The organism is Neobacillus niacini (genome assembly GCF_036961885.1).
GTDB lineage: Bacteria > Bacillota > Bacilli > Bacillales > Cytobacillaceae > Neobacillus > Neobacillus niacini_H.
On record NZ_JBALNQ010000027.1, the window covers coordinates 46,573 to 62,501 of the forward strand.

General features: G+C 38.1%; 14 protein-coding genes and 1 pseudogene. 8 read left to right on the forward strand and 7 right to left on the reverse strand.

The window, feature by feature from the left end; all coding sequences use genetic code 11:
- Positions 1 to 58: 58 nt before the first annotated feature.
- The 3 genes from V7124_RS12635 to V7124_RS12645 form a co-directional block, all read right to left on the reverse strand.
- On the reverse strand, positions 59 to 823 hold the full coding sequence (locus V7124_RS12635; RefSeq protein ID WP_335489518.1) for a sulfite exporter TauE/SafE family protein: 765 nt from the start codon (positions 821 to 823) through the stop codon (positions 59 to 61).
- A gap of 126 nt (positions 824 to 949) precedes the next feature.
- Positions 950 to 1,237, reverse strand: coding sequence for a hypothetical protein (locus tag V7124_RS12640; RefSeq protein ID WP_335418144.1), 288 nt, complete (start codon positions 1,235 to 1,237; stop codon positions 950 to 952).
- A 33-nt stretch (positions 1,238 to 1,270) separates the two neighbouring features.
- Positions 1,271 to 2,521: an MFS transporter gene (locus tag V7124_RS12645; RefSeq protein WP_335418141.1), complete on the reverse strand. Its 1,251-nt coding sequence runs from the start codon at positions 2,519 to 2,521 to the stop codon at positions 1,271 to 1,273.
- A 167-nt stretch (positions 2,522 to 2,688) separates the two neighbouring features.
- Here V7124_RS12645 and V7124_RS12650 point away from each other — a divergent pair, with 167 nt between their 5' ends.
- From V7124_RS12650 to cysC, 5 genes are read left to right on the forward strand one after another with little or no spacing between them, the layout of a single operon-like run.
- Entirely contained in the window at positions 2,689 to 3,456 is a 768-nt protein-coding gene (locus tag V7124_RS12650; protein ID WP_335418138.1) for a phosphosulfolactate synthase, read from the forward strand.
- A complete protein-coding gene (locus V7124_RS12655) occupies positions 3,441 to 3,980 on the forward strand; it encodes a histidine phosphatase family protein (protein WP_335418135.1) in 540 nt (179 codons plus the stop codon). Before V7124_RS12650 ends, V7124_RS12655 begins: the two co-directional genes overlap by 16 nt.
- Before the next feature lie 31 nt (positions 3,981 to 4,011).
- Positions 4,012 to 4,713, forward strand: coding sequence for a phosphoadenylyl-sulfate reductase (locus V7124_RS12660; protein ID WP_420489561.1), 702 nt, complete (start codon positions 4,012 to 4,014; stop codon positions 4,711 to 4,713).
- Between the two features lie 52 nt (positions 4,714 to 4,765).
- Positions 4,766 to 5,944, forward strand: a complete 1,179-nt coding sequence (gene sat / locus V7124_RS12665) for a sulfate adenylyltransferase (RefSeq protein ID WP_335489521.1) — start codon at positions 4,766 to 4,768, stop codon at positions 5,942 to 5,944.
- The gene (gene cysC / locus V7124_RS12670; protein WP_335489524.1) at positions 5,931 to 6,530 is read left to right on the forward strand and encodes an adenylyl-sulfate kinase; all 600 of its coding nucleotides are present in this window, start codon (positions 5,931 to 5,933) and stop codon (positions 6,528 to 6,530) included. Before sat ends, cysC begins: the two co-directional genes overlap by 14 nt.
- A gap of 9 nt (positions 6,531 to 6,539) precedes the next feature.
- Here the strand turns inward: cysC and V7124_RS12675 are convergent, their stop codons facing one another.
- The 4 genes from V7124_RS12675 to V7124_RS12690 all read right to left on the reverse strand — a co-directional run bounded on the left by V7124_RS12675 (position 6,540) and on the right by V7124_RS12690 (position 11,555).
- Positions 6,540 to 7,154 (reverse strand): YitT family protein, encoded by a 615-nt coding sequence (locus V7124_RS12675; protein ID WP_335418126.1) that lies wholly within the window; start codon positions 7,152 to 7,154, stop codon positions 6,540 to 6,542.
- Between the two features lie 304 nt (positions 7,155 to 7,458).
- Positions 7,459 to 8,907 (reverse strand): carbon starvation CstA family protein, encoded by a 1,449-nt coding sequence (locus tag V7124_RS12680; protein ID WP_335489526.1) that lies wholly within the window; start codon positions 8,905 to 8,907, stop codon positions 7,459 to 7,461.
- Positions 8,908 to 9,086: 179 nt separating this feature from the next.
- The gene (locus V7124_RS12685) at positions 9,087 to 9,818 is read right to left on the reverse strand and encodes a LytR/AlgR family response regulator transcription factor (protein WP_335489529.1); all 732 of its coding nucleotides are present in this window, start codon (positions 9,816 to 9,818) and stop codon (positions 9,087 to 9,089) included.
- Entirely contained in the window at positions 9,819 to 11,555 is a 1,737-nt protein-coding gene (locus V7124_RS12690; protein WP_335489533.1) for a LytS/YhcK type 5TM receptor domain-containing protein, read from the reverse strand.
- Between the two features lie 205 nt (positions 11,556 to 11,760).
- Between V7124_RS12690 and V7124_RS12695 the strand changes: the two genes are divergently transcribed.
- The 3 genes and pseudogenes from V7124_RS12695 to V7124_RS12715 all read left to right on the forward strand — a co-directional run bounded on the left by V7124_RS12695 (position 11,761) and on the right by V7124_RS12715 (position 15,929).
- On the forward strand, positions 11,761 to 12,555 hold the full coding sequence (locus V7124_RS12695) for an HAD family hydrolase (protein ID WP_335489536.1): 795 nt from the start codon (positions 11,761 to 11,763) through the stop codon (positions 12,553 to 12,555).
- Positions 12,556 to 12,948: 393 nt separating this feature from the next.
- Positions 12,949 to 14,124: pseudogene (locus tag V7124_RS26325) on the forward strand (IS110 family transposase).
- Between the two features lie 668 nt (positions 14,125 to 14,792).
- Positions 14,793 to 15,929, forward strand: coding sequence for an amidohydrolase family protein (locus V7124_RS12715; RefSeq protein ID WP_335489546.1), 1,137 nt, complete (start codon positions 14,793 to 14,795; stop codon positions 15,927 to 15,929).

The following is a 15,929-nucleotide window of genomic DNA, read 5'->3' on the forward strand; positions in this document are numbered from 1 at the left end:
TTCAGGAGAAGGACAGGTTTTTCATTTTTATTTAAAAACACGGTAATCACTTTGTTTTTTAAATGAGTTTAAGACCACTAATGAAAATCATGATAGCCATAATGGTTCTTAATGGTTTTGCAGGAAATTTCGATGATAGTGTACTACCTAATAAGACACCTGGAATGGAACCCATTAGTAGGTTCAAAACCAAGAAATAATCAACATTGCCCATTCCAGCATGCATGAATCCAGCGGCGGTTACCAATAAAAATGCATGGGCTATATCTGTGCCAACAAGCTCTGAAGGTGTCATTCTGAACAGATAAAGCATGGCTAAAGCAAATAAAGAACCCGATCCGATAGAAGTCAACCCCACGATAAAGCCTAAAATTACACCAATCAAAATGGTTAATATTCGTTTTTCATGAAGTGGCTTTTTTTGGAAATGGTTCTCTTCTAACTTATTTTTAGCGAATGTTTTAATTAAGGTAGTCAAGGCTACCAAAATTAAAACGTACCCTAAAGCATGTTTGATTACCACTTCCTGGTTATGAAAAAAAGAATCAAATAGATGGAGTACTCCAACAGCACAAATAGCGCTTGGAATACTACCGATTGCAAGATATTTTACCAATGTAAGGTTTATGGTTTTTTGCCTCCAATGTTGAAAGGAACCAAAAAGCTTGGTAATAGAGTTATAAATCAGGTCTGTTCCAACTGCGATTGATGGACTAAATCCTAATAATATCAAGATCGGTGTTAAAAGTGCTGCCCCGCCAACACCTGTCAAACCAACCATAAAACCAATAAATAGCCCCATTAGAATGATACCAATACTCATTATGCCACACACTCCATATCTGTCTAACTGCTTAACAGTAAGTTATGAAGTGGTTAAATGCCTTGCTACTATTGCCCAAACCCAAATTTAAAAGAGAGTGCCTCTTGCACCCTCCCGCCACTTTAGCTATTCTTTCTCTTCTTCCTCTTCTTTTAGCTTAATTTTCTTACAGCCAACGTATAAACAAGAGAGAATATCTAATCCTTCCTTTGCTTTTGCCATTCCTTTTACATAAGGTGTGATTAAATCTTTGAAATCAGCACCCACTTCTTCATCCTCTAAGATTCCATAAACGTAAAGTTTCTTTTCGTCGAAAAGAAATGCAACGTTGCCTACAGCTTTGTTGTTTGAATTCACAACATTTAATACCTGATAATGAGGAGTTATCACCTCGGGTGAAAAATATATTTGCAACTTGATCTACTCCTTTAGTCCAGCATAGTTCTCTTAGGTAAATTGCAATTTTTCAAACAGTGAGTCATTTTCATTTTCTTCTGATGGTTTTGGTTTAGCCACATGAATAAGAATCATGCAAATCAAAGCGCTTAACAAGGTTAACCCAGCTGTTACTAAAAACATTCCTGAGCGTGACCATGCCATAAGGGAACCAAACACGGGGGGACCAATCGCAACCCCTAAAAATCTTACTGATCCATAGAGGGAGGTAACGAATCCCCTTCGGTCAGTTGGAACAGAACCAGTAATAAAACTATTAATACATGGAAGGACAAGTCCTGTACCAATACTGCTAACGGCAAGGACCGCAAAAAATGGAACTAATTTCTTGAAGAAAATCAACGATGCAAAGGAAATTGTCATTAATAATAATCCTAAGATGATGAGCGTTTTCATTAGCTTCATCTTTTTGCCGATTTTACTTCCGGTTATATAAGATGTGATGGTCATAACTAAAAGTGGTATAGCTAATATACTCCCTTTTAATACTCCATCAATTTGATAATCTTTTTCCAATATATCGGAGATGTAAAATAAAATACCAAAAAGGGTAAATAAACAGGTTGCTCCAGTAAGGTAAGCGGCGAATAACCAGCGTCCTTCTGATTTAAAAACAGACACTAGACCTTTTACATATTTACCAACCGGAGGCGGTTCTTTTTTGGATTTTTTTTCTTTAATGAAAAAGATTGTCAACAAAACAGAAATAAGGCAAAAAACCGGAAAAGCAAAAAATGCCGCATACCAAAAGAGTAAGGCAAGCAGGGATCCAATGATGGGACTGATAACCTTCCCAAAACCATTGGATGCTTCCACTAAACCTAAAACTTTACTTTGTTCTCCGCCTTTAAATAAATCCCCTGTTAATGCCATGGCAATGGGGGCCGTTCCCGCAGCACCCATTCCTTGCATGATTCTCCCTGCGAGGATCCACGTGTATGAATTATCGAACCAAGCGGAAGCAGCACCTGCTAAGAGACCGCCTGTTCCATACAGAATGAGGGAAGGGATAATAATCGCTTTTCGTGAAAACCGATCGGATAAATATCCTAATATAGGTATAGAAATGGCTGCAGCAATCGAAAATGCTGATATGACTAAACTAACCTGGAATTGAGAAATATCAAGTTCTGATTTCATCTTCGGAAGTAAGGGAATAAGCATTGAGTTCCCTAACACAAGGATGAGTGGAATAGAACCGATTGCAAGAATCGTCAAGCCTTTATGTTTTTGCTTTGCCATTGAATGTTCACCCCTTACCTTAAGAATAAGCCTTTTTATTGTTTACATATGACGTAAGTGTTTATGCAAGACAAATGCCCAATTTCTACCATATAGCTCTAAATTCTACACATTCACCTAAGAATTGAATAATCTATCCTAGAAAAATAAGAGGAGGCGCTTCTTCTATGGATTTTTTAAAACTGCCTGAAAGGACGTCAGGAAATAGAACGTACGGCTTGACCTCGGTGATCGATTTCGGAACCCCTTTAGGTGAGTTGAAAAATATACTATCTGATTATGGCTATCTCATAGATATCGCCAAAATAGGAATCGGTTCAGCCTATGTAACACGGAACATAGAGAAAAAAATTGAACTATATAAGGAATACCAAATCAAACCTTATTGTGGTGGAACCTTGTTTGAAAAGTGTTTTTATCAAAATAAAATTCCTGAATATTTAACGTTTTTACGTAATCTAGGTATAGAATTGATTGAAATATCGAATGGAACACTGGATATTCCTTTACAAGAACGCCTCCAACTGATTAAACAAATCCAGCAGGATTTCCATGTCATAGCTGAGGTGGGGTCAAAAGATACCAATAAGGAAATCCCGATTTCGGAGTGGAAGGAAGAAATTAACCTTTTACTTAATGCAGGCTGTGACTACGTGATAACTGAGGGAAGGGATTCAGGTACTTCTGGCATTTACGACCAAAGCGGCTTAATAAACTCAAATTTAATTCAAGAGTTACTTAAGGATTTAGATAGCAAGAAAATCATTTTTGAAGCCCCTACACCTAAGCAGCAAATGTATTTTATTAATGAAGTTGGAACGAATGTTAATTTAGGAAATGTGAAGCTTCAAGATGTATTAGTGTTAGAAACCCAGCGCTTTGGGCTAAGGTGTGAAACTTTTTATTTGGAGGAAGATGAATGCAAATTACTTTGATCAGACACCTTCCAACGGAATGGAATAAAAAAAACCTGCTTCAAGGCAGAAGGGATATAAGTGTTTCTCAAGTTTCGGAAGAAGTAATCAAGGGAATAGACAAGAATCAGAAGATACTTGAAGAATTGTCCCCCTTTGACCTCGTTTTGGCAAGTACATTAAAACGGACCCACCAAACTGCTCAGCTTTATGGATATAAATGTGAGACAGAGGGATTGTTGGACGAACTAGATTTCGGGCCATTTGAAGGTATCCCAAAGGCAAAAATGATTGATAAGTATGGAGATACATGGTTTGAAAATCCAAAAGGGTTGGTATTAGGTGAAAGTTTAAAGAATTTTGAAGACCGAATTGTACAGTTTTTAGGTAAATATAAGGAGTTTTCAAATATATTAGTGTTCGGTCATGGTTCATGGATAAGAGCATTGCTTTCATACGCACAATGTGGCCATATAAACAACATGAATAAGGTGGAGGTTTTAAACAATTCATGCCATACCTTGGTATTGAATTCCGCGGGTTAGTAGAGAAACGGAGGGCTGAGGATTGTCTGAAATGTTAATGTATGACAATTGGGATGAAGGTAAGATAGCATCTTTCATGAATAGCCAGCCAGATTTTTTGGATGTCATAAAATGGGCTTATCGTGAATATGACGATGATATTGTTTATGCCTGCAGCTTTGGTGCAGAAGGAATAGTGTTAATTGATTTAATTTCTAAGGTAAATAAAAGTGCAAAAATTATCTTTCTCGATACAGAGCTCCATTTTTTAAAAACATATGAATTAATTGAAAAAGTGAAAAAACGGTATCCTTCCCTAAAAATAGAATTGGTTAAACCACAGCATTCTTTGGAGGATCAAGCGAAATGGTATGGGGAAGAACTTTGGAAGCATAATCCTAATCTTTGCTGCCATATGAGAAAGGTTGTACCTCTTAAGGAAGCCTTAGGTGAAGTAAAGGCATGGATTTCCGGTTTAAGGCGGGAGCAATCGCTCACTAGAAGGAATGCCCAATACCTTAATAAAGATGATAAATTCCAAAAGGTAAAAATTTGCCCCCTTATTCATTGGACCTCAGAAGATATTATGACCTACATTGATATAAATAAGCTGCCCTATAACCCACTACATGACAAAGGTTATCCAAGTATTGGATGTGCCCCCTGTACCAAGGCTGTTTCAGACAATCGAGATTCACGTGCTGGTCGATGGGCTGGACAATCAAAAACGGAATGCGGACTTCATGAGTCGTAAGTTTATTTTTTTGCAACAAAATTGCTGATTAGGCGGTAAAGGAGGGAATATAGTGAGTAAAAGTGTACCACATGGCAGCAAATTGATAAATCGAATTAACTTAGATGAAGCCTTAGATTTATCGCGTCCTTTTGTCTTGCTTGATAATTTAGAAATAAGTGATTTAGAGCTAATCGCAAATGGAGCGTATAGCCCGCTAGAGGGCTTCATGGGGAAAGCCGATTATGAAAGTGTTGTTCAAAATATGCGTCTTTCAAATGGACTTCCCTGGTCCATTCCCATTACGCTAGCTATAGATAAAAACAAAGCAATGGAACTGAGGGTTGGGGAAACGATTAACTTGATTCAAGATGGAATTGTTTATAGTGTAATGAAACTGGAGGAAATCTATATACCCGATAAAATGGTAGAAGCCGAAATGGTTTATAAAACAACTGACATGAATCACCCAGGTGTTAAAAAACTGTTCAATAGAAGTGAACTTTATATCGCTGGTCCGATTACCATGGTGACAAGAAGTAAAAAGAATATGTTTGAAAGTTATTATTTGGATCCAATTCAAACAAGGGACCAATTTAATCATCTTGGCTGGAAGACGGTGGTGGGTTTTCAAACGCGAAATCCTGTTCATCGCGCACATGAATACATCCAAAAAACGGCATTAGAAACCGTTGATGGTCTTTTCTTGAATCCGCTCGTAGGTGAGACCAAACCAGATGATATCCCAAGTGATATCAGAATGAAAAGTTATCAAGCGTTACTTGAAAATTATTATCCAAAGGACCGGGTATTCTTATCTGTTTTTCCTGCTGCTATGCGTTATGCGGGTCCTCGAGAAGCCATATTCCATGCGATAGTTCGCAAAAATTTCGGGTGTACACATTTTATTGTCGGTAGAGACCATGCAGGAGTAGGAAATTATTATGGAACTTATGATGCACAAAAAATTTTTAGTGCATTTGGAGAAGATGAACTAGGAATTAAACCACTTTTCTTTGAACATAGTTTTTATTGTAATAAGTGTGAAAATATGGCATCTAAAAAAACCTGTCCACACGATCCAAAAGATCATGTTATTTTATCCGGTACAAAGGTGAGAGGCATGTTGAAAAACGGCGAGATGCCGCCAAAAGAATTCAGTCGGCCTGAAGTAGTGGAAATTCTTATTCAAGGTATGAAAGAAGTTTATACCTACGAAATAACAAAGGGTGTAGGAAATGAAAAAAGGTAATCATCTTACTTGGCATCATTCAAGTGTTACCAAAAAGAATCGCCACCTTTTAAATGGGCACAAGAGCTGCGTCCTTTGGTTTACTGGACTATCAGGATCGGGGAAATCCACTATAGCCAATGCCGTAGATCATGCTTTGTTTCAAATTGGTTTAAGAAGTTATGTATTAGATGGTGATAATATTCGTCATGGTTTAAATTCCGATTTGAGTTTTGCAGCTGCGGACCGGAAAGAAAATATTCGCAGAATTGGGGAAGTCGCCAAGTTATTTGTCGATAGTGGGCAAATTGTTTTATCTGCCTTTATTTCACCTTTTCAAGAGGATAGAAAGCTTGTTCGTGACATGTTTGAAGCAGAGGAGTTTATCGAAATCTTTTTGAAATGCCCTATCCAGGTTTGTGAAAATAGGGACCCAAAAGGGTTATATAAAAAAGCAAGGAAAGGAGATATTCCTGAGTTTACCGGAATATCTTCTCCATATGAAAAGCCGAGCCGCCCTGAGATTGTCATAGAAACAGATAACATGACGATTGAGGAATCGGTGGAGAAAATTATAGCGTATTTAAAAGATAAGAAGATTCTATAACGAATCATCTTATCTTTTTCTCCAAGCTACGGATAAAAAGCTTATTCGATGGAATTTAAACTCATAAATATAATCAATAATATTCGTTGAAATAAACTGGCAAATAATCGCATATAGGACAATTTTATAATCGATTACAAGAGCTGTTAATAAAAAAATGAAAAAATTAATCCCCATCATCACTTTTCCAGGACTCCAATGTTTGTAGTTGGCAATCATTAATGCTGGTATGACCATCCCGCCGCTAGAAGCCCCAGCTCGAATCAGTAAACCAACTCCCAATCCAAAACAAACACTTCCTGCCGCCATGCAGAGAAATATATTTATATGAATGTGAGGAAACTGTGAGGTTATGTACCCGACGGTCATTGAGGTGGTTGCCACGGATATAATCGTGCGAAATGTCCAGGTAAAACCAAAATAGGGCAGGGCGAAAAGTAAAAATACAATATTAGCCAGCCATAATGAAAACCCAAGGGATATATGGAACCAATGATTGATGAGGATGGCCAGTCCGGCTGCCCCCCCAGATGGTATAGAATGTGGAAATAAAAATAAAGACATAGATACTCCTTGCAGGGTGGCTCCAAATAGTAAACAAAAATAGGTTAATAGCTTTTTCATGATATATAGTTGAAATGGACCCTCAAATGTATAGTCATAACCTCCACGTTCATTCCTCCTCTTCGGACTACCTTACTTGTCCATTTTATGAGAAATAAAAAAAGAATATGTTGAATTATTTACATTAAAAAAGTGCACGCTGGGTGCACTTTTTTCTATAAGAAGTAATAGGCAGATATCGTTCCGATTATTACCAGAATAATCAGCATTTTTAGAGGTAGGGGAAGGGAATCCTTTCCCTTGTGATTGAGTTTCTCTTCCTGAGCCTTTATAACCTTACGATATTCTGGACTACAACAGCCCATTAGGCAGCCTTCCAACCTGAAACATCCTCTTCAAGAGGCAGATTAGCTGCGCGAGCTTTTTTGGCTGCATTAAAGAATAATGCAAGTAACACCCCAGCTCCGATAAAACCGCCAATCCAAGAAATATTCATCGATAATCCAAAACCAATAGGAGCGTTTAATATATAGGTTATCACCATTACTAACATGAAGGATCCGGGTACAAGGGCCACATAGTAGTTTTTCTTAGCAATATACAAGTACATAGCACCAACAAAGAGGGCAATAACAGCTGTTGCTTGATTAGCCCAGCTGAAGTATCTCCAAAGGAGGTTAAAGTCGATCTGTGTTAATACAGCTGAAATGACGAATAATGGAGTAGCAATCCATAAACGGCTAGAAAATTTCTTTTGTGCAATGTTTAAGTATTCAGCAATAATCATCCGAGCACTACGGAATGCTGTATCCCCAGAAGTGATTGGTAAGACAACGACTCCAAGTACGGCAAGTGTTCCACCAATGGCGCCGAGTAAAGTAGTAGAGGCTTGGCTGACAACCGCTCCAGGACCACCTGCAGCCAAAATATCATTCAATCCATTGTAACCATTAAATAAACTCATTCCTGCAGCCGCCCAGATCATCGCGATGATACCTTCTGCGATCATCATGCCGTAGAAAATCTTTCGTCCTTGTTTCTCATTTTGAGTAGTACGTGAAATAATCGGCGTTTGAGTTGCATGGAAACCTGATAATGCACCACATGAAATCGTGAAAAACAACAAAGGTAATATCGGAGCATTAGCCGGGTGAAAATTTGTTAAAGATAATTCAGGAATCGGTGCACCCGTTACAATCATTCCAATTCCAACGCCTAAAGCACTGATCAAAAGCAATGCTCCAAAGTAAGGATATAGACGTCCAATAATTTTATCAACTGGAAGCAGTGTAGCCGCAATATAATAAATAAAAATCGCGACGATGATAATAGATAATGCAACTTTTCCATCCATCAAAACGTGAAGCAGACTTGCTGGGGTCGAAACAAATACTGTACCCACGAGTAAGAGTAATAAAACAGCAAAGGCATTAACCACGTGCTTCATAACTTTTCCTAGAAACTTACTTGCTAATTCTGGTAAATGGGCACCGCGGTTACGAATAGATATCATACCCGTTAAATAATCGTGAACGGCCCCTGCAAAAATACAGCCAACAACAATCCAGATAAAAGCAACTGGTCCATAAAGTGCACCCATAATCGGACCAAAGACAGGTCCCGTTCCAGCAATATTTAATAGCTGAATTAATGAGTTCTTATAAGTACTCATTGGAACGTAGTCAACGCCATCGTTATTGACATAAGCGGGCGTTGCTCGGTCTTCTTTTACACCAAACATTTTCTCAATAAATTTCCCATACGTAAAATAGCCAACAATTAAAAGTGCAATAGCCGCTAAAAATGTATACAAATTTTTCTCCCCCTATTTTTTAAAAAATGAATGCGATTACATCTATAATTTTAAAAGAATAATAGAAAGAAAAGAAAAAATTGAGTGTAAAAAGTAGAAAAGTCAGGATAACATGTCAAAAATAATGGGTAAGATGCAAGAAAATTGAGAATTAATAAATAAAAGTCACTGTCTTATAATTAAATCTCCAAACGCGATCGTAATGCTTTTACATAATTTCTACTTACGGCTAACATTTCACTTCTTCCCTCAATTTGCAGCTGATAGGCCCCATTAAACCAGGGTGTCAGCCGGCTAATATACTCTAAATTCACTAGAAAACTTTTATGGATTCTGAAGAACCCATAGGTTAACAGCCTGAATTCTAAGTCCTTGAGGGGTGTCTTTGTTTCAAATTCACCAACTTTTGTGATGAGTCTGGTTACCTTATCATCTCTAACCATATATAAAATATCTTTCGGTTCAAGATACAGGATTTCACCATTTTCTTCTACAGCAAGTTTTCCTGTTGTTTTTCCAATATCAGGTTCGCTTTGAGAATAAAACTTTCCCATAATCCGTTGAATGGTCTCCTGTAATTGATCCTCGTCGTATGGTTTTAGTAGATAATCAACTGCGTCGTACCGGAATGCCTCAGCGGCAAATTGCGGATAGGCTGTTGCAAAGACGACCAATGGGGCTTTTTTAAGTTCCGATAAAGCTTTTGCTGCTTTCATGCCGTTCATTTTAGGCATTTCTACGTCTAAAAAGACGACATCAGGCTGAAGGTGAATAGCACTCATGATGGCAGATTCCCCTGATTCAGCTTCGCCAACAATTTTAATGGCTTGATACCCACCTAATAAATGTTTTAGTTCATCACGGCTGTAAGGTTCATCATCAACGATTAGTGTTCGAATAAATGTTTCCATTTAACTTACCTCCGTACAAGGGACAAAAAACCCAATTTCCGTTCCTTTATTTAACTCACTCTTAATTTGAAGTCCTGAACGTTCGCCATACATGATGGTCAGTCTTCGATTAACATTGTAAAGGGCAAAGCCGTTACCTGTTTCAGAATCGAGGGGGGATTTGCAAATTTGAGCAGAGCGTTCTGTATCCATGCCAATCCCGTTATCTTCCACTTTTACGCAGATAGCTAGATTTTGTTTTTGAATTGTGATTTTTACCAAGCCATCCCTTTCCTTATCCTTCATTCCATGTTTGATAGCATTTTCAACAATGGGTTGAAGGGTGAGGGGAGGAATCGTTTCTAATAGGGCACTCTCTTCAATATCATAAAGGACATTCAATTTATCTTCGAATCTAGCTGATTCAATTGCTAAATAGGCTTTTACATGCTTTAGCTCCTGTTCCAATGTTGTCATGTTTTGAGTCGTAACCGATAAGTTTTGACGTAAGAAATGAGAAAGATAGACTAAAAGTCTACGCGCTTTACCTGGATTCACACGAACAAGTGAAAGGATGGTATTTAGCGTATTAAACAGGAAATGAGGGCTTATTTGCGCTTGAAGTGCCTTGATCTCTGCCTCTTTTGCTAATTGGTAGGAATGGTCAGCATTTGCAAGTTCAAGCTGATTACTTAAAAGGGAGCTAAGCCCTGAAATCAGTTCAATAATGACGGGTGTAATTTCTTTTTCAGAACGGAAATAGAACTTTAGCGTGCCAATAGTCGCACCACGTTGTTTCAAAGGAGCGATGACAGCTGCTCCAAGCGGGCAGTTCTTTTCACGGCAATGGATAGATTGTTGGTTTGCCAAAATAATTTCACCCTTCTCAATCGCCTTCATCGTAATTTCGGTTTGGATGGGGCTTTCTGGACGATGATGATCATGCCCAAGTCCGACATGAGCTAATATCTCTGATAAATTTGTCATCGCCACCGCTCTCGTATTCATTTCATTATGGAGAATATGACAGACAATTTTAGCAGAATCGGAGGTAAGTCCGTTTCTGAGAAAGGTAAGAGTCTTTTCAGCGATTCTTAAAGTTTTTTGCGCCTGCATCGCACCTGCCTTTTCTTCTTCATTGAAGACAGTTTTTATAATAAGAAGGAACAGAGTGCAACCCAGCCCGTTTGCTAAAATCATCGGCATTCCAATAATTTCCACTAATGTCCATGCCTTTTCAAATGGTTTGGACAGGAGAAGAATGACAATCATTTGTAGTGCCTCGGCTAAGGCGCCTATAATAAAAGCGGAAGTCAGTTTTACATGTTTATTTTTTCGATAGAATACACCAGCAAGAAGTCCTGCAATAATCGTTGCTAATCCACAGGAGAGTGCTGTGAAACCTCCTAATGTAAAGCGGTGTATACCAGCGATTAATCCTGCACCTAGCCCGACTTTATAGCCTCCAAGGAGTCCTGCTAGTACAACCCCAATTACCCGCGAATTGGCAATGGCTTCATCGGATGTTAAATTGGAAGTCCAACGATTTAATACAAGGCTGTCGGTACTTAAAGTTAAACCTGTATATGTTCCAATAATCCCAAAAAAGCCAAAGAAAATAATCGCAGTCAATTGCTGCTTTCTATTTAATCGCTCCTGATAAATCATATCTCGGAAGAAAGGGAATCGCGTTAAAATAAAGGCAATCATCACGAGAATACCTAACCGCTCCACCAATGTAATCAACAAATTCAACATGGTAATACCCCTTAATGGGTGCACTATCACCACCCAACTATATTACTTTTATTATAGCAGTATTAGGAAAATTCTGAATAGTACTTTGGCTCTGAATCATTTTTATCGAGAAATCATGAGTTTTTCTAAGAATGAATATTCTTTTAATTCTAAAAATGGTAAACTAGAAAAATAGTTGATTTGGTAGGAAGGAGACATCGAAGAAATGATAAAAGCAATTTTTTTTGATTTGGATGATACACTGCTTTGGGATCAAAAGAGTATTAAGGAGGCATTTGTTGCAACCTGTAAGACAGCAGAAGAACGGTATGGGGTGGGAGCATCGGAATTAGAAGAAGCCGTTCGTGAGGCTGCAAGAAATCTATACTCCTCCTATGAGACTTATACATTCACACAAATGATCGGGATTAATCCTTTCGAAGGCTTATGGGGAAATTTTTTAGATGATCATGATGATTTTAGGAAAATGAAAGAAATCGTTCCAGGTTATCGAAAAGAAGCTTGGACTGCAGGTCTAAAGACATTGGGTGTGGATGACCCCGATTTCGGATTTGAACTGGCCGAAAGGTTCCCGCAAGAGCGTAGAAACCTTCCGTTTGTGTACGAGGAATCGTTTGATATTCTAGAATCCTTAAAGGGTAAGTATCAACTGCTTCTACTAACGAATGGTTCACCAGATTTACAGCATACGAAACTATCGATTACACCAGAGCTAGTGCCGTATTTTGACCAGATTGTTATTTCAGGTGCGTTTGGAAGAGGCAAGCCCGACCCTTCGATATTTGAGCACGCGCTGTCACTTATGTCATTAGAGAAGGACGAAGTGATTATGGTGGGGGATAATCTGATGACGGATATTCTGGGTGCGAATTCGGTTGGAATTAAATCCGTTTGGATAAACCGTCACGATAAAGAGAGAAATGAAGTCATCCCAACATTTGAAATTAGACACTTGGAAGAACTTTTTCCATTGTTGGACGAGTTAAATTTATCAAGGTGAAAATGAAAAAAAATTATGTTGTCTTCTTAATAAAATAGTTCATTGTCACTTTGTCTGTCGTATATAATCAGAATCACACCATAAATCCAATCAAAGCTATTGACTTCGGCTGTTTTTATTATATAAAGGCTTTGTTAAAGAATAATGTTGATTTTTAACCACTTGTTGATTGCGGTGGAAGGGACGAAGAATCCTATGGGAGAAGCGAAACAGGCGAGACCACGCAGACACGCAGTGAGGGCACTGAAAAAGTCCCTTATTTTTTAGCAGTTAAAGGTTGATTTACTTAACCTTTAACTGCTTTTTTAATTATAATCGGAGGGCACTGAAAAGCTTACGTTTTTTATATTTTATGGGTGAACAAAAGAAAAACAAGCAACTCTTCCTTCCGAAATTGGAGGGAAAGTTGCTTGTTGTGTATTAACTCCTAAGAAGAAAGAGATTCGCACCTTTGGTACAATGACAGATGACCTTCTTCTCCTTTTAGACTGGATCCAATCCATTGCTGTACTCATGCGGCAATGGATAGTACAGGGGTTTACTGGAAACCAGTTTATAATTTGTTAGAACTTGAATCTTCTATTAGCACCTGTGTCGTTAACACATTAAACAGGTACCTGGTAGTAAAAACTGATGTCAAAGATGCAGAATGGATTGCAGATCTCCTAAAACACGGTCTTTTGAAGCCTAGCTACATCCCTAATAGTGAACAAAGGGAACTGCGGGAACTTGTTCGTTACCGTAGGAACTTAATTGATGAACGTGCACGTGAGTTAAATCGTATCCAAAAATGTCCTTGAAGGAGCGAACATCAAGCTTGGTTCCGTTGCGACCGATATTTTGGGTGTTTCAGTACGATTGATAATTCGCTAGCTCGTAGACGGCTAAGTAAACCCTGGAATTCATAGCCCAACTCGCAAAAAAAATTACGAAAGAAGATGGCCCTACTTCAACGTTCCTTAAACGGTTTAATCGGCAGCCACCAACGGTTTATGCTCAAGAACCAACTCAATCATATTGAATATCTCGAGAAGCAAATTAAAGAATTGGATAAGGAGATTGGAGACCGTTTACAATCATCGAATCGGGAACTTGAACTTTTAGATTCAATTCGAGGGATTGGAATACAGACCGCCCAACAAATCAAGCTGAAGTTGGTCTTGATATGACGAGATTTAAAAGCCCAGCCCAACTGGCATCCTGGGCTGGAATGGCACCTGGACAAAACGAGAGTGCCTGTAAAAAAAGACGGCACGCACAAGGGACGGAAACAAATATCTAAGAAGTGCGCTGATTGAAGCAGCCGCCAGTGCCATACGCAAAAAAGATAGCTATTTAGCCGCAAAATACTATCTATTAAAAAGAAAACGTGGAACAAAAAAGGCGAGAGTAGCCATTGCCCATCAAATTTTAGTCTTTGCTTATCATCTATTAACCAGGGATGAGCCTTATAAAGAATTCGGTTCAAGTCACTACGAACAGCAGTCGATTGAATCAAAAAAGAAAAAAGCAATTAAGCACTTGCCAAGCTTAGGCTACGACGTTACTTTAACAGAAAAAACAGCTTAGTCCTGTTAATCCGAACTGATATAAAAGGCAAACTCGGGATTTAAAAAAAAAGAATTAGAATCCCTTAATTTTGTGTTGCCTTTTTTAGAGGGTAATTTTCAGGGTAGTCTTAAAAATAAAAATAATCCACTTGTAGTATATTACACCTAACCTTGCTGCTGATATCAAAATGAAAATTCAGGTGATGGCAGCTTTTGGAAGAAGAGAAACACAAATTCCATAAAAGAAAAGTTTGAAGATAAAATTGAGTATAAAAAAGGGAGTTACGTATATGAAAAAGCTTAGATCTCATTTGCACCACTCCATATCGCACCTCCTTATAAATAGTTTAAAGGGATAGGACTTTTCTTTCTTGTGGAAGTTTACAATGGAACATCATCCCCAATGTGGATAATCGTGAAGGAGTCTTATACGATTATGACCGGCACGTTTCTAACTGTGAGAGGCGCATGAATTATTTCATTCGCCTACTACTCTATTCTTGCATAAATGAGAAAAAGGAATAATCCTTTAAAAGATTATTTAAAATATTAAAAATATTTTGACTAGGCATATATTGTTATGTATAATAATGGTATACCATGGTCAGACCAAAATGTTTTTGAAAAAAGCTAATTGTAAACGATTTCAATTCTGTTTATTTCCGGACTAGGAAGAGGGGGAAAAGAGTGGGAACTTTTGTTAAAGAAAAGAAAAGCAATGAAATAAATGAAATGAACGCAGTCAGCTTGATAGATTGTGATGTTCATCCATACTTGTCGTCATTAGAAGAATTAGTTCCTTACCTAGATGAAGCATATCAGAAGCAGCTTAATATTGGTAAATTTAGGAATGAAATGTTAAAAAACCAAAATAATGGCAGTTTTACATTCCCTATGGGACGTTACGGAAATCCTGGCCACGTTCTTCGAATGGATGCGATTACGCCAAGTGGTGGTATTCCTGGTTCTGACCCGAAATTTTTAACTCAAGATTTATTTGATCGCTATAATACAACATACGGTATTTTAAATATCGGGCACGGGACGATGGGCGCCTATCATAATGTAAATCTTGCTGCAGCATATACAAGTGCGGCAAACGATTGGCTCTATGATAAATGGGTTGAAAGTGATAAAAGATTTAAAATGACGATGGAAGTTGTCCCGCTTGATCCTCAGCTAAGCGTTAAAGAAATTGAAAGAATCGGTCGAAAGCCAGGGATAGCAGGAATTAACTTGCGGGTTGTGAATATTCCCTTTGGAAAGCGACATTTTTGGCCTATTTATGAAATAGCAGAGGAGTACGGTCTTCCGATTCTTGTCCATCCCGATGCAGAGAATACGGCAGAGTATGCACCTGATCAAGCGATTGGGCCTGCATCTTCATATATTGAATGGCATACTACCTTGCCTATTATAGCAATGAGACAGATTTCTAGTTTAGTTTTTGAAGGCGTGTTTGAAAAGTTTCCTAAACTGAAGTTTGCTTTTATTGAATATGGTTTTGCCTGGTTACCACACTTAATGTGGCGGATGGATAAAAATTGGAAGGGGCTGAGACAGGAAGTCCCGTGGCTGAAACTGCCTCCAAGTGAATATATCAGAAGAAATATCCGACTAGGTACACAGCCGATTGAAGAGCCCTATAAACCAAATCACCTGTTGGAGTTAATCCAAATGGTAAACGCAGAGGATATGCTATTATTCTGCAGTGACTATCCACACTGGGATGGAGATAATCTAAAAAGATTATTTTTACGGTTCCCAGAGGAGCTAAAAAAGAAAATATACTTTGAAAATGCCTTAGAAACTTTTAAATTTTAA

Bases quoted from the DNA above. Each gene is read 5' to 3' on its own strand.
- V7124_RS12660 (WP_420489561.1), top strand. From the start codon at position 4,012: ATGTTAATGTATGACAATTGGGATGAAGGTAAGATAGCATCTTTCATG.
- V7124_RS12690 (WP_335489533.1), bottom strand. From the start codon at position 11,555: ATGTTGAATTTGTTGATTACATTGGTGGAGCGGTTAGGTATTCTCGTG.
- V7124_RS12645 (WP_335418141.1), bottom strand. From the start codon at position 2,521: ATGGCAAAGCAAAAACATAAAGGCTTGACGATTCTTGCAATCGGTTCT.
- V7124_RS12635 (WP_335489518.1), bottom strand. From the start codon at position 823: ATGAGTATTGGTATCATTCTAATGGGGCTATTTATTGGTTTTATGGTT.
- V7124_RS12655 (WP_335418135.1), top strand. From the start codon at position 3,441: ATGCAAATTACTTTGATCAGACACCTTCCAACGGAATGGAATAAAAAA.
- V7124_RS12675 (WP_335418126.1), bottom strand. From the start codon at position 7,154: ATGAAAAAGCTATTAACCTATTTTTGTTTACTATTTGGAGCCACCCTG.
- V7124_RS12685 (WP_335489529.1), bottom strand. From the start codon at position 9,818: ATGGAAACATTTATTCGAACACTAATCGTTGATGATGAACCTTACAGC.
- V7124_RS12695 (WP_335489536.1), top strand. From the start codon at position 11,761: ATGATAAAAGCAATTTTTTTTGATTTGGATGATACACTGCTTTGGGAT.
- V7124_RS12650 (WP_335418138.1), top strand. From the start codon at position 2,689: ATGGATTTTTTAAAACTGCCTGAAAGGACGTCAGGAAATAGAACGTAC.
- cysC (WP_335489524.1), top strand. From the start codon at position 5,931: ATGAAAAAAGGTAATCATCTTACTTGGCATCATTCAAGTGTTACCAAA.